9 protein-coding genes, 1 pseudogene and 1 riboswitch are annotated in these 14,539 nt (G+C 72.2%); of the genes and pseudogenes, 8 read left to right on the top strand and 2 right to left on the bottom strand.

The window, feature by feature from the left end:
* Positions 1 to 36: 36 nt before the first annotated feature.
* Positions 37 to 2,487, bottom strand: coding sequence for a DNA gyrase/topoisomerase IV subunit A (locus tag OG711_RS10360; RefSeq protein WP_329559123.1), 2,451 nt, complete (start codon positions 2,485 to 2,487; stop codon positions 37 to 39).
* 323 nt (positions 2,488 to 2,810) lie between these two features.
* On the opposite strand from OG711_RS10360, the gene OG711_RS10355 reads away from it, so the two are divergent.
* From OG711_RS10355 to OG711_RS10340, 4 genes are all read left to right on the top strand, one after another.
* The gene (locus OG711_RS10355) at positions 2,811 to 4,187 is read left to right on the top strand and encodes a M16 family metallopeptidase (RefSeq protein WP_245876846.1); all 1,377 of its coding nucleotides are present in this window, start codon (positions 2,811 to 2,813) and stop codon (positions 4,185 to 4,187) included.
* A gap of 20 nt (positions 4,188 to 4,207) precedes the next feature.
* On the top strand, positions 4,208 to 5,578 hold the full coding sequence (locus OG711_RS10350) for a M16 family metallopeptidase (protein ID WP_073790385.1): 1,371 nt from the start codon (positions 4,208 to 4,210) through the stop codon (positions 5,576 to 5,578).
* Between the two features lie 396 nt (positions 5,579 to 5,974).
* A riboswitch (cyclic di-AMP (ydaO/yuaA leader) is annotated at positions 5,975 to 6,138 on the top strand.
* Positions 6,139 to 6,151: 13 nt separating this feature from the next.
* Positions 6,152 to 6,940: a M23 family metallopeptidase gene (locus tag OG711_RS10345; RefSeq protein ID WP_073789435.1), complete on the top strand. Its 789-nt coding sequence runs from the start codon at positions 6,152 to 6,154 to the stop codon at positions 6,938 to 6,940.
* Positions 6,941 to 7,230: 290 nt separating this feature from the next.
* Positions 7,231 to 7,935 carry a GntR family transcriptional regulator gene (locus tag OG711_RS10340; protein WP_073789438.1) on the top strand — a complete coding sequence of 235 codons (705 nt, stop codon included), beginning with the start codon at positions 7,231 to 7,233 and terminating at the stop codon, positions 7,933 to 7,935.
* Between the two features lie 265 nt (positions 7,936 to 8,200).
* Here the strand turns inward: OG711_RS10340 and OG711_RS10335 are convergent, their stop codons facing one another.
* Entirely contained in the window at positions 8,201 to 8,482 is a 282-nt protein-coding gene (locus tag OG711_RS10335; protein WP_073789440.1) for an HPr family phosphocarrier protein, read from the bottom strand.
* A gap of 348 nt (positions 8,483 to 8,830) precedes the next feature.
* On the opposite strand from OG711_RS10335, the pseudogene OG711_RS10330 reads away from it, so the two are divergent.
* From OG711_RS10330 to OG711_RS10315, 4 genes and pseudogenes are all read left to right on the top strand, one after another.
* Positions 8,831 to 11,718: pseudogene (locus OG711_RS10330) on the top strand (bifunctional acetate--CoA ligase family protein/GNAT family N-acetyltransferase).
* A 175-nt stretch (positions 11,719 to 11,893) separates the two neighbouring features.
* On the top strand, positions 11,894 to 12,481 hold the full coding sequence (locus OG711_RS10325) for a DUF5998 family protein (RefSeq protein WP_073789444.1): 588 nt from the start codon (positions 11,894 to 11,896) through the stop codon (positions 12,479 to 12,481).
* Entirely contained in the window at positions 12,481 to 13,668 is a 1,188-nt protein-coding gene (locus tag OG711_RS10320) for an alkaline phosphatase family protein (RefSeq protein ID WP_329559122.1), read from the top strand. The genes OG711_RS10325 and OG711_RS10320 overlap by 1 nt, the downstream gene beginning before the upstream one ends.
* 95 nt (positions 13,669 to 13,763) lie before the next feature.
* The gene (locus tag OG711_RS10315) at positions 13,764 to 14,423 is read left to right on the top strand and encodes a thymidine kinase (RefSeq protein ID WP_073789448.1); all 660 of its coding nucleotides are present in this window, start codon (positions 13,764 to 13,766) and stop codon (positions 14,421 to 14,423) included.
* Positions 14,424 to 14,539: the final 116 nt, after the last annotated feature.

Raw genomic sequence — 14,539 nt, 5'->3', positions numbered from 1 at the left:
CGGGGCACCCGAAGGCGCCACGCGCGCGTGGCGCCGTCACACCGGGCCCGCGACCACCGAGACCGTCCTGCCGAGGGGCAGTCCGGAACCGTCCCGTCTCGGGTCCGGCTCCGGCATGTCCACCGGAGTGCCGTTCTTCTGCGCCGCGCGGGGGGGCGCCGCGCCCGCCCAGGCCAGACTCAGACAGTCCTCGCCCTTCAGGAACCGCTGGCAGCGCACACCGCCCGTGGCACGGCCCTTGCGCGGGTACTGGTCGAACGGCGTCAGCTTCGCCGTCGTCTGCACCGAGTCGTCCAGCGTGCCGCGTGAACCGGCGACCGTGAAGACCACCGCGTCGACCGCGGGGTCGACCGCGGTGAACGAGATCACCTTGGCGCCGTCCGTGAGCTTGATGCCCGCCATGCCTCCGGCGGGACGGCCCTGGGGACGCACCTGGGACGCCTGGAAGCGCAGCAACTGCGCGTCGTCCGTGATGAAGACGAGATCCTCCTCGCCGGTACGCAGCTCCACCGCCCCGACGATCCGGTCACCGTCACGCAGGGCGATGACCTCCAACTCGTCCTTGTTCGTCGGATAGTCCGGCACCACACGCTTCACGACACCCTGGGCGGTGCCGATCGCCAGACCCGGTGACGCCTCGTCGAGCGTCGTCAGACAGACGACCGTCTCGTCGCCCTCCAGGGTGAGGAACTCGGCGATCGGCGCGCCGCCCGACAGCACGGGCGCCGAAGCGGTGCCCGGAAGCTGTGGCAGATCGACCACCGCGATCCGCAGCAGCCGCCCCGTGGAGGTGACCGCGCCGACCTCCCCGCGCGCGGTGGCAGGCACCGCGGACACGATCACGTCGTGCTTCACCCGGCGACCGCCGTCCTCCGAGGACGTCTCGCCGTCGGCCGTACGCGCCAGCAGGCCCGTGGACGACATCAGGACACGGCACGGGTCGTCCGCGACCTGGAGCGGCACCGTGGCCGCGGGGGTGCCCGAGGACTCCAGCAGGACCGTGCGCCGGTCGGTGCCGAACTTCTTCGCCACCGCCGCCAGCTCACCGGAGACCAGCTTGCGCAGCTCCGCGTCCGAGTCCAGGATGCGCGTCAGCTCGGCGATCTCCGCGTCCAGCCGGTCGCGCTCGGACTCCAGCTCGATCCGGTCGAATTTGGTCAGACGGCGCAGCGGGGTGTCCAGGATGTACTGCGTCTGGATCTCGCTCAGCGAGAACCGCTCGATCAGCCGCTCCTTGGCCTGCGCCGAGTTGTCGCTGGACCGGATCACCCGGATGACCTCGTCGATGTCGACGAGGGCCACCAGCAGACCCTCCACCAGATGCAGCCGGTCGCGGCGCTTGGCGCGGCGGAACTCGCTGCGGCGGCGCACCACGGTGAAGCGGTGGTCCAGATAGACCTCCAGCAGCTCCTTCAGACCCAGGGTCAGGGGCTGGCCGTCCACCAGGGCGACGTTGTTGATACCGAAGGACTCCTCCATCGGCGTCAGCTTGTAGAGCTGCTCCAGGACGGCCTCCGGGACGAAGCCGTTCTTGATCTCGATCACCAGCCGCAGACCGTGCGCACGGTCCGTGAGGTCCTTGACGTCCGCGATGCCCTGGAGCTTCTTCGACCCGACCAGGTCCTTGATCTTGGCGATCACCTTCTCGGGACCGACCGAGAACGGCAGCTCCGTCACCACAAGTCCCTTGCGGCGCGCCGTCACCGCCTCCACGGAGACGGTCGCACGGATCTTGAACGTGCCCCGCCCCGTCTCGTAGGCGTCCCGTACCCCCGAGAGGCCGACGATCCGGCCACCCGTCGGCAGATCGGGGCCCGGGACGTGCTTCATCAACGTCTCCAGGTCGGCGCCCGGATAGCGGATGAGGTGCCGTGCCGCGGCGATGACCTCGCCCAGGTTGTGCGGCGGCATGTTCGTCGCCATGCCGACGGCGATCCCTGACGAGCCGTTCACCAGGAGGTTGGGATAGGCGGCCGGGAGAGCCACCGGCTCCTGCTCCTGGCCGTCGTAGTTCGGCGAGAAATCGACGGTGTCCTCGTCGATGGACTCCGTCATCAACGTGGCGGCGTCGGCCATCCGGCACTCCGTGTACCGCATCGCGGCCGGAGGGTCGTCATTGCCCAGGGAACCGAAGTTGCCATGGCCGTCGATCAGGGGCACCCGCATCGAGAACGGCTGCGCCATCCTCACCAGCGCGTCGTAGATCGACGCGTCACCGTGCGGGTGCAGCTTGCCCATGACCTCGCCGACGACCCGGGCGCACTTCACATAGCCGCGGTCGGGGCGCAGGCCCATCTCGTTCATCTGATAGACGATCCGGCGCTGTACCGGCTTCATACCGTCACGTGCGTCCGGCAGGGCACGTGAGTAGATCACGGAGTACGCGTACTCAAGGAAGGAGCCCTGCATCTCGTCGACGACGTCGATGTCGAGGATCTTCTCCTCGAAATCGTCGGGCGGCGGGGTTTTCGTGCTGCGGCGGGCCATCGCTGCTGCGGCTCCTTCACAGTGTGTGCCAGGGCATCGAACGGGAACGGACGCGGACCATTGTGGCCCGACGCACCGACAACGCGGACCGCGACCCGTCCGTACGGTGTGTGCGACGGCCGTCGGACGGACCCGCGGACGGGCCCCGGCGACGTGTTCCGCCGCCTCGCGCGGCCGGCGCGCGGCGGGGACGGCACGATCCGCGCCGCTCGCTCACGGCGTAGCCGGGCCGGGAACTTCGCCAGGTGTCAGCACGCTTGCATACAGTGGCAGAACCGGCAGGAACTTCTTCTGTTTCCGCGATCGAAGGGACGTACATGCCCATGGGTCACACGGCCACGCAGGCCGGCTCCGGCGGCCTGACAGCGACCGAGCACCGCCTGGACAACGGCTTGCGGGTGGTGCTCTCCGAGGACCACCTGACCCCGGTCGCCGCTGTCTGCCTCTGGTACGACGTCGGCTCACGCCACGAGGTCAAGGGCCGTACCGGCCTGGCTCACCTTTTCGAGCACCTCATGTTCCAGGGGTCGAAGCAGGTGGGCGGCAACGGCCACTTCGAACTGGTCCAGGGCGCCGGCGGCTCCCTCAACGGCACCACCAGCTTCGAGCGGACCAACTACTTCGAGACCATGCCCGCGCACCAGCTGGAGCTGGCGCTGTGGCTGGAGGCCGACCGGATGGGCTCACTGCTCGCCGCGCTCGACCTGGAGTCCCTCGACAACCAGCGTGACGTCGTCAAGAACGAACGGCGTCAGCGCTACGACAACGTGCCCTACGGCACCGCGTTCGAGAAGCTCACCGCCCTCTCCTACCCGGAGGGCCACCCGTACCACCACACGCCCATCGGCTCGATGGCCGACCTGGACGCGGCGACCCTGGAGGACGCCCGCGCCTTCTTCCGCACCTACTACGCGCCGAACAACGCGGTGCTGTCGGTCGTCGGGGACATCAATCCGGAGGAGACCCTGGCCTGGGTCGAGAAGTACTTCGGCTCCATCCCGGGTCACGACGGCAAGCCCGCCCCCCGGGACGGCGCGCTGCCCGACACCATCGGTGAGCAGCTGCGCGAGGTCGTCGAGGAGGAGGTGCCCTCACGCGCGCTGATGGCCGCCTACCGGCTCCCGGAGGACGGCACGCGCGCGTGCGACGCCGCCGACCTGGCGCTCACCGTCCTCGGCGGCGGCGAGTCCTCACGCCTGTACAACCGCCTCGTGCGCCGCGACCGCAGCGCGGTGGCCGCCGGATTCGGGCTGCTGCGTCTCGCGGGTGCCCCCTCGCTCGGCTGGCTGGACGTCAAGACGTCCGCGGGTGTCGAGGTCCCGGACATCGAGTCCGCCGTCGACGAGGAGCTGGCCCGCTTCGCACAGGACGGGCCCACCCCGGAGGAGATGGAGCGCGCCCAGGCACAGCTGGAGCGCGAGTGGCTGGACCGGCTCGGGACGGTCGCGGGACGCGCCGACGAACTGTGCCGGTACGCGGTGCTGTTCGGCGACCCGCAGCTCGCCCTGACGGCCGTCCAGCGCGTGCTGGACGTCACCGCCGAGGAGGTCCGCGAGATCGCCGGGGCACGGCTGCGCCCCGACAACCGCGCGGTGCTCGTGTACGAACCCACCGACCAGGGCGACCAGGACGAGGCCGCCGACACCCCCGAACCCGCCGCCGCGGCCGGCGGACACGCAGACGAGGAGGCCGCCAAGTGACCACCCAGCCCACCGTGACCATGGACTTCCATCCTCAGCCGCAGGCCGGCGAGGCCAAGCCGTGGGCCTTCCCGGCGCCCACCCGCGCGACCCTCGGCAACGGCCTGACCGTGCTGCGCTGCGACCGTCCCGGTCAGCAGGTCGTCGCGGTGGAGATCCTGCTCGACAGCCCGCTGGACGCCGAACCGGCCGGACTCGACGGTGTCGCCACCATCATGGCGCGTGCCTTCTCCGAGGGCACCGACAAGCACTCGGCGGAGGAGTTCGCCGCGGAGCTGGAGCGCTGCGGCGCCACCCTCGACGCCCACGCCGACCATCCCTGTGTGCGGGTCTCCCTCGAAGTGCCCGTCTCCCGGCTGCCGAAGGCCCTCGGGCTGCTCGCGGACGCCCTGCGCGCGCCCGCCTTCGCGGACAGCGAGGTCGAGCGCCTGGTCCGCAACCGCCTGGACGAGATCCCGCACGAGTCGGCCAACCCGGCCCGCCGCGCGGCGAAGGAGCTGTACAAGCGGCTCTTCCCGGCCGAGGTACGGATGTCCCGGCCGCGGCAGGGCACCGAGGAGACCGTCTCGGCGATCGACTCGGCGGCCGTCCGCGCGTTCTACGAGCGGCATGTGCGGCCCGCCACCGCGACGGCCGTCATCGTCGGGGACTTCACCGGTGTCGACGTGGACGAGGTCCTCACGGACACCCTCGGCGCCTGGACGGGCGGTCAGGCCGAGCCCCGGCCCGTGCCCCCGGTGTCCGCCGACGACACCGGGCGGGTCTTCATCGTGGACCGTCCCGGAGCGGTCCAGACCCAGGTCCTCATCGGCCGGGTCGGCGCCGACCGGCACGACCGTGTGTGGCCCGCGCAGGTCCTCGGCACGTACTGCCTGGGCGGCACCCTCACCTCGCGGCTGGACCGGGTCCTGCGTGAGGAGAAGGGCTACACCTACGGGGTGCGGGCCTTCGCGCAGGTGCTGCGGTCGACGGCGGACGGATCGGGCGCGGCGATGCTCGGCATCTCCGGTTCCGTCGACACGGGCTCCACCGGCCCGGCGCTCGACGACCTCTGGAAGGTCCTGCGCACCCTCGCGCGGGAGGGCCTGACGGACCCCGAGCGGGATGTCGCCGTGCAGAACCTCGTCGGGGTCGCCCCGCTCAAGTACGAGACGGCCGCGGCCGTCGCGGCCACCCTCGCCGACCAGGTCGAGCAGGAGCTCCCGGACGACTTCCAGGCGCAGCTCTACCAGCGGCTCGCCGCGACCGGCACCGTGGAGGCCACCGCGGCCGTCGTGAACGCCTTCCCGGTGGACCGTCTGGTGACCGTCCTCGTCGGGGACGCGGCGCAGATCGAGGAGCCCGTGAAGGCCCTCGGCCTCGGTGAAGTGACCGTGGTCGGCGGCCAGTAGTCCGCCCGCTTTCCGTGTCACCCCGGCCCCCGGCCGGTCGGACCGTCCGACCGGCCGGGGGCCGTCGTACCCCGCCGTGAGCCGCCCCACGGACACGCGTGGGGGCCGTCGCCGGGATCCAGGTCCGCCACCTCCGACCGCCGCCCCCACGGGCGTGTGTGGGGGCGGTGCCGCGTTCCCGCGCGCCCTGGCGCCGCCTCATCCGCCGTCAGGAACCGGCCACCGCGCCCCGGTCCGGCGCGTCCGGCAACGACTCCTTTGTCCTGAAACCGGTGCGCTGCCCCGTCCCGGGTGTGGCGTGCGCTACAAAATCGATGATTCGTTTGTCGATCGAAAGATCCTCCCCTTAGCGTCGGTCCGGCTGTTCGTCGTGCAGTACGCCGCACCCGCGGCAGCGGGCAGTCATCGCCGAGTCCCCGTACGGCGCGAGCCAGGGGAGCCGGGGACCCAACCGTCCCTGGGGTGAATCGGACGCCCGTCGCCTCGCGCGGAGGGGGCCCGTAGGAGACCTTCCTGCTCCGAACCCGTCAGCTAACCCGGTAGGCGAGAAGGAAGGAAAGGACCACCCACTCCATGGCGTTCACCCGCGCCACCGGGAAGCACCGCCGTCCGAGCAGAATGTCGCGGACCACCGCGAACGTCGCCGGCGTCGCCACCCTCACCACCACCGGTGTCATCGGTACCCTCGCCTCCCCCGCGCTCGCCGCGGAGGACACCTCGCTTGAGGACACGGGCCTCACCAAGACCATCTCCATCGGCGACGCGGTCGCGGGCGAGATCGACGCCCAGGCCACCGCCCAGCAGATCGCGGCCCAGGAGAGCGCCGCCAAGGAGCACGCCGAGGCGGAGGCCAAGCAGCGCGCCGCCGAGCAGAAGCGCCAGGCGGAGGCCGACGCCAAGAAGGAGCGCGAGGCACGGGAGCGCGCCGCGCGCGAGGCCGAGCGCAAGCGACTGAACACCTTCGTCAGTCCGATCGCCGGCAGCCATGTGTCCACGTCCTACGGCGCGGGCGGCGCCGTCTGGTCCTCGGGCACCCACACCGGTATCGACTTCCACGCCGAGACCGGCACCGTCGTGCAGTCCGTCGGCTACGGCACCGTCGTGGAGGCGGGCTGGGGTGGCGCGTACGGCAACAACGTCGTCATCAAGATGCACGACGGCACGTACACCCAGTACGCGCATCTGCTCTCCGTCGCCGTACAGGCCGGCCAGGCCGTCACCACGGGTCAGCAGATAGGCATCTCCGGCGCCACCGGCAACGTCACCGGGTCGCACCTCCACTTCGAGGCCCGCGCCACCGCCGACTACGGCTCCGACCTCGACCCGCTCGCCTATCTGCGCGGACACGGCGTCAACCTCTGAGCGCGCCGCCCGGCCCCCGGGGCGCGTCCGGCGGACCCGCCCCGAGGACCGGCGCACACCCCCCACGCGCGCGCACGTGACGGACGAGGGCACAGGGACGACCTCCCGTCGCGCACCCCCCGAAAGCCCCGGCTCCACGCCGGGGCTTTTCGCTGTCCCGTACCGCTTCGGTTGTCCAAAAACATCATCGGAATACCGTGCGCCGTCGGAAATCGCCGCGCGCTGCAATAGAGTCTCCGGATCAGCGGCGATCGACCGCGACTCGCGGTGATTCAGGCGGAGGTCCGGTCATGCGTATTCCCGCGCACTCGGTATGCACGGCCATCCGGGACGACATCATCAGCGGCGCGCTGGAACGCGGCAGCAGACTCACCGAGGAGGTCCTCGCCCGCCGCTACGGTGTCTCCCGCGTCCCGGTGCGCGAGGCGCTGCGCACCCTGGAGGCGGAGGGGTTCGTGGTGGCGCGGCGCCACGCGGGTGCCTGCGTCGCCGAACCGACCGTCCAGGAGGCCGCGGACCTGCTGGACGCCCGCGCGCTCCTGGAGCCGCTGGGGGCCGCCCGCGCGGCCCAGCGCCGGACCGACGCGCATCTGAAGGTGCTGCGCGGACTCGTGAAGCTCGGCCAGGACCGGGCCAGAAGCGGGACCAGCGACGATCTGCGGGCCCTGGACGGCTGGTTCCACGAGACCCTCGCCCAGGCCTCCGCCAGCCATCCCCTGACCTCGCTGCTCACCCAGCTGCGGCACAAGATCGCCTGGATGTACGTGGTCGAGCCCGCCGCGTACCCCGCCGAGACCTGGACGGAGCACGGCGCGATCGTCGACGCGGTGGCCCGTGGTGACGCCGAGCGGGCCCGCGCGCTGATGGCCGCGCACACCGAACGCGCCGCCTCCGCGTACCACCGGCGGGTCCCGGGCCGCCCGGAGCCCCGCAACCGCTCCCGGCTGTCGCCGCATCCGCAACATCCCGTACACACAACAGGCGGCCTTCGGTAACAAAGCGGCCTTATACAGGGAAGCGCAATTCCGGAAGCGGTATTCACATGGACCGTGAGAATGCGAATCCGGTCCGACGGTGCGGAATCGCCGTGCCCATTTCCGGTGAATTCCTGATGGTGCGATCGGTGTCGGTATTTTTTGTGGCGCGGTTATGGACGCGTGCCGGCGGGGCTGGGGCGGCAGCAGGGCGACGAAAAGGGCGATGCCCGCTGTCGCGGACATCGCCCTGTGCTCACCGTGACCGGGGTCGCACGCTCCCGGTTCAGACGGTCTCGGGGAGCTCGTCCAGACCCTCGGCGACCAGCTTCGCGAGCCGGTCCAGCGCCGCGTCCGCGCCGTCCGCGCCGGATGTCAGGACGACCTCCTCGCCGCCCTGGGCGCCGAGGCCGAGCACCGCGAGCATGGAGGCGGCGTTCACCGGGTCGCCGTCGCCCTTGGCGATCGTCACCGGGACGCCGGCAGCGGAGGCCGCACGGACGAAGATGGAGGCGGGACGGGCGTGGAGACCCTCGGCCCAGCCGACGTTGACGCGGCGCTCAGCCATGTGATGCCCTTCGGGTGCTCAAGGTTGCGATTCGCTGTGCATGGTTGTCTAGACCAGTGTCCCACAGCGGGGTACGCCGACCCCGGGCCGACCGGGCCGCGTGTCCGTGTCCGCTTCACCTGAGGGGCCACCCCCGGGCCGCGCCCGCCTCACCTGCGGGGCCCCTCCCGGGCCGCGTCGCCCCCCGGCCGGGAGATCCACGCCGGACCCCCTCCGCTCCGCCCCCCAAGCCTTCCCCGCACCCCCTCGCGCCCCGCGCTGAGGCCCGCCCGGCCCGCTCCGCCGACCGCCGGAAACCCTCGGCCTCCGCCCCGCGCCCGACCGGGGCGCGACCCGTACGCTGGCCCCATGCAGACCCCGTCGGACCGGCATGAGTACCCCGCGCACTGGGAGGCCGACGTGGTGCTGCGCGACGGCGGCACCGCCCGGATCAGACCGATCACCGTGGATGACGCCGACCGGCTGGTCAGCTTCTACGAACATGTCTCCGACGAATCGAAGTACTACCGCTTCTTCGCGCCCTACCCGAGGCTGTCCGACAAGGACGTGCACCGCTTCACCCACCACGACTTCGTGGACCGGGTGGGCCTCGCCGCGACCATCGGCGGCGAGTTCATCGCCACCGTGCGCTACGACCGCATCGACGCCGTCGGACGGCCCGCGACCGCCCCCGCCGACGAGGCCGAGGTCGCGTTCCTGGTGCAGGACGCCCACCAGGGGCGCGGGGTGGCCTCCGCGCTGCTCGAACACATCGCCGCCGTCGCACGGGAACGCGACATCAGGCGCTTCGCCGCCGAGGTGCTCCCCGCCAACACCAAGATGATCAAGGTCTTCACGGACGCGGGCTACCAGCAGAAGCGCAGCTTCGAGGACGGCGTGGTCCGGCTGGAGTTCGACCTGGAGCCGACGGAGGCGTCCGTCGCCGTGCAGCGGGCCCGGGAACAGCGCGCCGAGGCCCACTCCGTGCAGCGGCTGCTGCGCCCCGGTTCCGTCGCCGTCGTGGGCGCCGGACGGGCTCCCGGAGGCGTCGGCCGCACCCTCCTCGGCAATCTGGTCGCCGCCGGATTCACCGGCCCCCTGCACGCGGTCAACCGGGCCTTCCCCGAGGACCTCGCGGAACTCGACGGCGTACCCGCCCACCGGTCCGTCGCGGACATCCCGGGCGGAGTCGACCTGGCCGTCGTGGCCGTGCCCGCCGAACACGTCCCCGCCGTGGTCGACGAGTGCGGGGCGCACGGCGTGCGAGGACTCGTCGTGGTCTCCGCCGGTTACGCCGACCAGGGCGAGGAAGGCAGGGCGCGGCAGCGCGCCCTGGTGCGCCAGGCACGCTCGTACGGCATGCGGATCATCGGCCCCAACGCCTTCGGCGTCATCAACACCTCCCCGGCCACCAGCCTCAACGCCTCCCTCGCGCCGGAGCTGCCGAGGCCCGGCCGGATCGGTATGTTCGCCCAGTCCGGCGCGATCGGTATCGCCCTGCTGTCCCGGCTGCACCGCCGGGGCGGCGCCGTGACCGGCGCGCACGGCGTGTCCACGTTCGTCTCGGCGGGCAACCGCGCGGACGTGTCCGGCAACGACGTGCTCCAGTACTGGTACGACGACCCCGACACCGACGTCGCCCTGATGTACCTCGAATCCATCGGCAACCCGCGCAAGTTCACCCGGCTCGCCCGGCGCACCGCCGCCACCAAGCCCCTGGTCGTCGTCCAGGGCGCCCGCCATAGCGGGGTGGCACCCCTCGGGCACGCGGTGCCCGTGACCCGGCTGCCGCACGCCACGGTGTCGGACCTGCTGCGGCAGGCCGGTGTCATCCGGGTCGACACCATCACCGAACTCGTCGACGTGGGCCTCATGCTCGCCGGTCAGCCGCTGCCCGAAGGGCCACGGGTCGCCATCCTCGGGAACTCCGAGTCGCTGGGCCTGCTCACGTACGACGCCTGCCTGTCCGAGGGCCTGCGCCCGCTCGGGCCGCTGGACCTCGGCACCGCGCCGCCACCCCCGACGACTTCCGGGACGCGCTGGGCCGGGCCCTCGCCGACCGCACCTGCGACGCCGTGATCGTCACGGCGATCCCCCGGGTCGGTGAGGGTCAGGGCACCGACGAGGACCTCGCCGACGCCCTGCGCGCCGCCGCCTCGGCCCATCCGGCGAAGCCGGTCGCCGTGGCCCATGTGGAACTCGGCGGACTCGCGGAAGCCCTCTCGGAGGCCGTCGGGACGGGGCCGCGTGCCGACAACGCCCAGGCCCGGCCCCGCACCCCCGCCCCGCACGCGGCACCCGCGGCATCCGCGCCCCGCCCCGCCTCCGCCGACGCCCCCACACCGGCCGCAGCACCCGCCCCCGCCGAAACCCTCGCCGCGGCGGTCCGTATCCCCGCCTACCCGGCCACCGAGCGGGCCGTCCGCGCGCTCGGGGAAGCCGTGAAGTACGCCCAGTGGCGCCGGGAGGCCGCCGATCCCGGCCGGGTGCCCGAGTTCGACGGTGTCGACAGCGGCGGGGCGGCCGAACTGATCGGGACACTGCTCGGTGCCGCGGACGACGACCCGAGCGGGTTCACCCTCCCCGACGAAGCCGCCCGGGAACTGCTCGCCCGCTACGGCATCGGCGTCCACACCACGCTCCCCGCGCCCACCCCGGACGAGGCCGTGGCGGCGGCCCAGCTCCTCGGCTACCCCGTCGCGCTCAAGGCCACCGCCCCGCATCTGCGCCACCGGGCCGACCTCGGCGGGGTCCGGCTCGACCTCGCCGACGAGGACCAGCTGCGCCGCTCCTACACCGAACTCTCCGACAGCTTCGGCAGGCCGACGGAGCTGCGGCCCGTCGTCCAGGCCATGGCGCCGCGCGGCGTCGACACCGTCGTCCGGGCGGTGATCGACCCGGTCGCCGGCGCGGTGCTCTCCTTCGGTCTCGCCGGGGCCGCCTCGGAACTGCTCGGGGACACCGCGCACCGGCTGATACCGGTCACCGACCGCGACGCCCGGTCGGTGGTGCGCGCCATCCGTACCGCGCCCGTCCTCTTCGGCTGGCGCGGTTCGGCGCCCGCCGACACGGACGCCCTGGAGGAACTCCTCCTACGGGTGTCCCTGCTGGTCGACGAGCACCCGGAGGTGGTCGGCATCACCCTGGAACCCGTCGTCGTCGCCCAGCACGGGCTCTCCGTCCTCAGCGCCTCCGTCCGGCTCGCGCATCCGCCCGCCCGTGACGACCTGGGACCGCGCACGCTCCCCGCGTACTGACCGCGCACGCCTCCCGCCGGGCCTGATCCGGGTCCGGCCGTCCCCACCCGGGCGCCGGCGGACCGCCTCGCGGCGAGTGGCGTGAACCTTTCCCTGTGTGGCGCCGCCCACTCCCGCCCACCAGGTCACCTCTTCGGTCACCTCAGGCACGTGCGGGGGCCGTAGGATGGGCGTCATGGCCAAGACCAGTACGACGACCCAGGGGCTGCGCACGGCGATCGAGCGCAGCGGCTACTACCCGGCTCTTGTGGCCGAGGCGGTGGAGGCCGCGGTCGGCAGCGAGCCGATCGGCTCGTACCTGGTCCACCAGGAGACCACCTTCGACGCCAACGAGGTCCGCAGGCACGTCACCGTGCTCGTCCTCACCGGTACCCGCTTCATCGTCAGCCACACCGACGAGCAGGCCGCCGACGGCACTTCCCCGACGCCGTACGCCACCACCTCCACGGAGTCCGTGAAGGTCGAGCGCATCTCCTCCGTCGTGGTCAGCCGGGTGGTCGCCAACCCCGAGGCGTACAGCCCCGGCACCCTGCCGCGCGAGGTCGTGCTGACCATCGGATGGGGCGCCGTCTCCCGGATCGAGCTGGAGCCCGCCGCGTGCGGTGACCCCAACTGCGAGGCGGACCACGGCTACACCGGGAACTCCACCGCCGACGACCTCAGCCTGCGGGTCAGCGAGGCCGGTGACGGTCTGGACGCCGTCCGCCATACGCTGGCCTTCGCCCAGGCCCTGTCCGAGGCGACCGTGGAGACCAGCCGCTGATGGCCCAGCCCGACTGGGACCCGGTGGAGCCGCTGCCCATCGGCTCCGCGCCCGTGCCCGCCTACGGCTCGGGCTCGCTGGCCGATCTGCTGCCCACCCTCGCCGCGGGAATGGGCGTCCCCGGGACGACCGCCGCGATACCGGAGCTGACCCCAGCCGACCGGAACTGCGTCTTTTTGATCGACGGGCTCGGCTGGGAACAGCTCAAGGCCCATCCCGAGGAAGCACCCTTCATGAGTGCCCTCCTCGGCAGCTCCTTCGGTGGCACCGGCCGCCCCCTCACCACCGGCTTCCCGGCCACCACCGCGACCTCGCTGGCCTCGGTGGGCACCGGACTGCCGCCCGGGGCCCACGGACTGCCCGGCTACACCGCGCGCAACCCCGAGACCGGCCAACTGATGAACCAGCTCCGCTGGTATCCCTGGACCCCGCCGGAGGTCTGGCAGCCCTATCCGACGGTCTTCCAGCTCGCCGACCGGGCGGGCGTCCACACCGCGCAGGTCTCCGCACCGCACTTCCAGAACACCCCGCTCACCAAGATCGCCCTCAGCGGCGGCACCTTCCACGGACGGCTGACCGGCGAGGGCCGGATGGATCTGGCGGCCGAGCAGCTCGCCGCGGGGGACCGCTCGCTCGTCTATACGTACTACTCCGAGGTCGACGGCAACGGACACCGCTACGGCGTGGACTCCGACGCCTGGCGCGGCCAGCTGATGTACGTCGACCGGCTGGTGCAGCGGCTGGCCGAGCAACTGCCGCCGCGCACCGCGCTCTATGTGACCGCCGACCACGGGATGCTCGACATCCCCTTCGGCCCCGAGCACCGCATCGACTTCGACGAGGACTGGGAACTGCGCGCGGGCGTCGCCCTGCTGGGCGGCGAGGGCCGCGCCCGCCATGTGTACGCCGTCCCCGGTGCCGCCTCCGATGTCCTCGCCGTATGGCGCGAGGTGCTGGGGGAGCAGTTCTGGGTGGCCGGCCGGGACGAGGCGGTCGCCGCCGGGTGGTTCGGCCCGAAGGTCGACGAGCGGGTGCTGGGACGGGTCGGTGACGTGGTGGCCGCCGCCCGCGACGACATGCTGATCATCGCGAGCGAACGCGAGCCCAAGGAATCCGTCCTGGTGGGCAACCACGGCTCCATGACCCCCGTCGAACAACTCGTCCCCCTGCTGCAAGTACGCTCCTGAGGGCCCGCGCTCCGCGCGCCGCCCGTCCCCCTGGGAACGACCGCGACCCGCGGCGGGTTCCCACGCCCCCGCCCCCGAAAGGTGCTCACCTCCCCATGTCCGAGCTGGTCTTCTTCTGCGGAACCATGGACTGCGGGAAGAGCACGCTCGCGCTCCAGATCGAGCACAACCGGTCGGCGCGCGGCCTCCAGGGAATGATCTTCACCCGCAACGACCGCGCGGGGGAGGGCAAGCTCTCCTCACGCCTGGGTCTGGTCACCGACGCGGTGGAGGTCGCCGCGGACTTCGATGTCTACGCGCATCTGATCAGCGTGCTGTCCCAGGGCAGCCGCGCCGACTACGTCATCGCCGACGAGGCGCAGTTCCTGTCCCCGGAGCAGATCGACCAGCTCGCGCGCGTGGTCGACGATCTGCGGATCGACGTCTACGCCTTCGGCATCACCACCGACTTCCGCTCCAAGCTGTTCCCCGGTTCGCAGCGTCTGGTCGAACTGGCCGACCGGGTCGAGGTCCTCCAGGTCGAGGCGCTGTGCTGGTGCGGGGCACGGGCCACGCACAACGCGCGCACCATAGGCGGACGCATGGTCGTCGAGGGCGCCCAGGTCGTCGTCGGGGACGTCAACCAGGCGGCGGACGAGGTCGGGTACGAGGTGCTGTGCCGCCGCCATCACCGGCGCCGGGCGACAGCGGCCACCGCGCGCGCGGGCGCCCTCTCCCCGGACGTACTGCCGGTGGACAGCCCAGCCGTGAACTGACCCCCGGCCGTTGAACCGGCCCCCCGGCTGGCGACCGTCCGGCCGGGAACCGCAAGGCCTTCGACCGTCAGTCCGTGAAACGACCGAACCCCGGAACGCCCATGAGCGTCCCGGGG

Origin of the sequence: Streptomyces uncialis (assembly GCF_036250755.1) — a bacterium.
GTDB classification, from domain to species: domain Bacteria; phylum Actinomycetota; class Actinomycetes; order Streptomycetales; family Streptomycetaceae; genus Streptomyces; species Streptomyces uncialis.
The sequence above is the reverse complement of the archived record's forward strand: the minus strand, read 5'-3'. Positions and strand labels throughout refer to the sequence as shown.

Coding starts and splice junctions, on each gene's coding strand:
- OG711_RS10325 (WP_073789444.1), top strand. CDS start 11,894: ATGGCCAAGACCAGTACGACGACCCAGGGGCTGCGCACGGCGATCGAG.
- OG711_RS10335 (WP_073789440.1), bottom strand. CDS start 8,482: ATGGCTGAGCGCCGCGTCAACGTCGGCTGGGCCGAGGGTCTCCACGCC.
- OG711_RS10355 (WP_245876846.1), top strand. CDS start 2,811: ATGGGTCACACGGCCACGCAGGCCGGCTCCGGCGGCCTGACAGCGACC.
- OG711_RS10320 (WP_329559122.1), top strand. CDS start 12,481: ATGGCCCAGCCCGACTGGGACCCGGTGGAGCCGCTGCCCATCGGCTCC.
- OG711_RS10350 (WP_073790385.1), top strand. CDS start 4,208: ATGGACTTCCATCCTCAGCCGCAGGCCGGCGAGGCCAAGCCGTGGGCC.
- OG711_RS10360 (WP_329559123.1), bottom strand. CDS start 2,487: ATGGCCCGCCGCAGCACGAAAACCCCGCCGCCCGACGATTTCGAGGAG.
- OG711_RS10345 (WP_073789435.1), top strand. CDS start 6,152: ATGGCGTTCACCCGCGCCACCGGGAAGCACCGCCGTCCGAGCAGAATG.
- OG711_RS10340 (WP_073789438.1), top strand. CDS start 7,231: ATGCGTATTCCCGCGCACTCGGTATGCACGGCCATCCGGGACGACATC.
- OG711_RS10315 (WP_073789448.1), top strand. CDS start 13,764: ATGTCCGAGCTGGTCTTCTTCTGCGGAACCATGGACTGCGGGAAGAGC.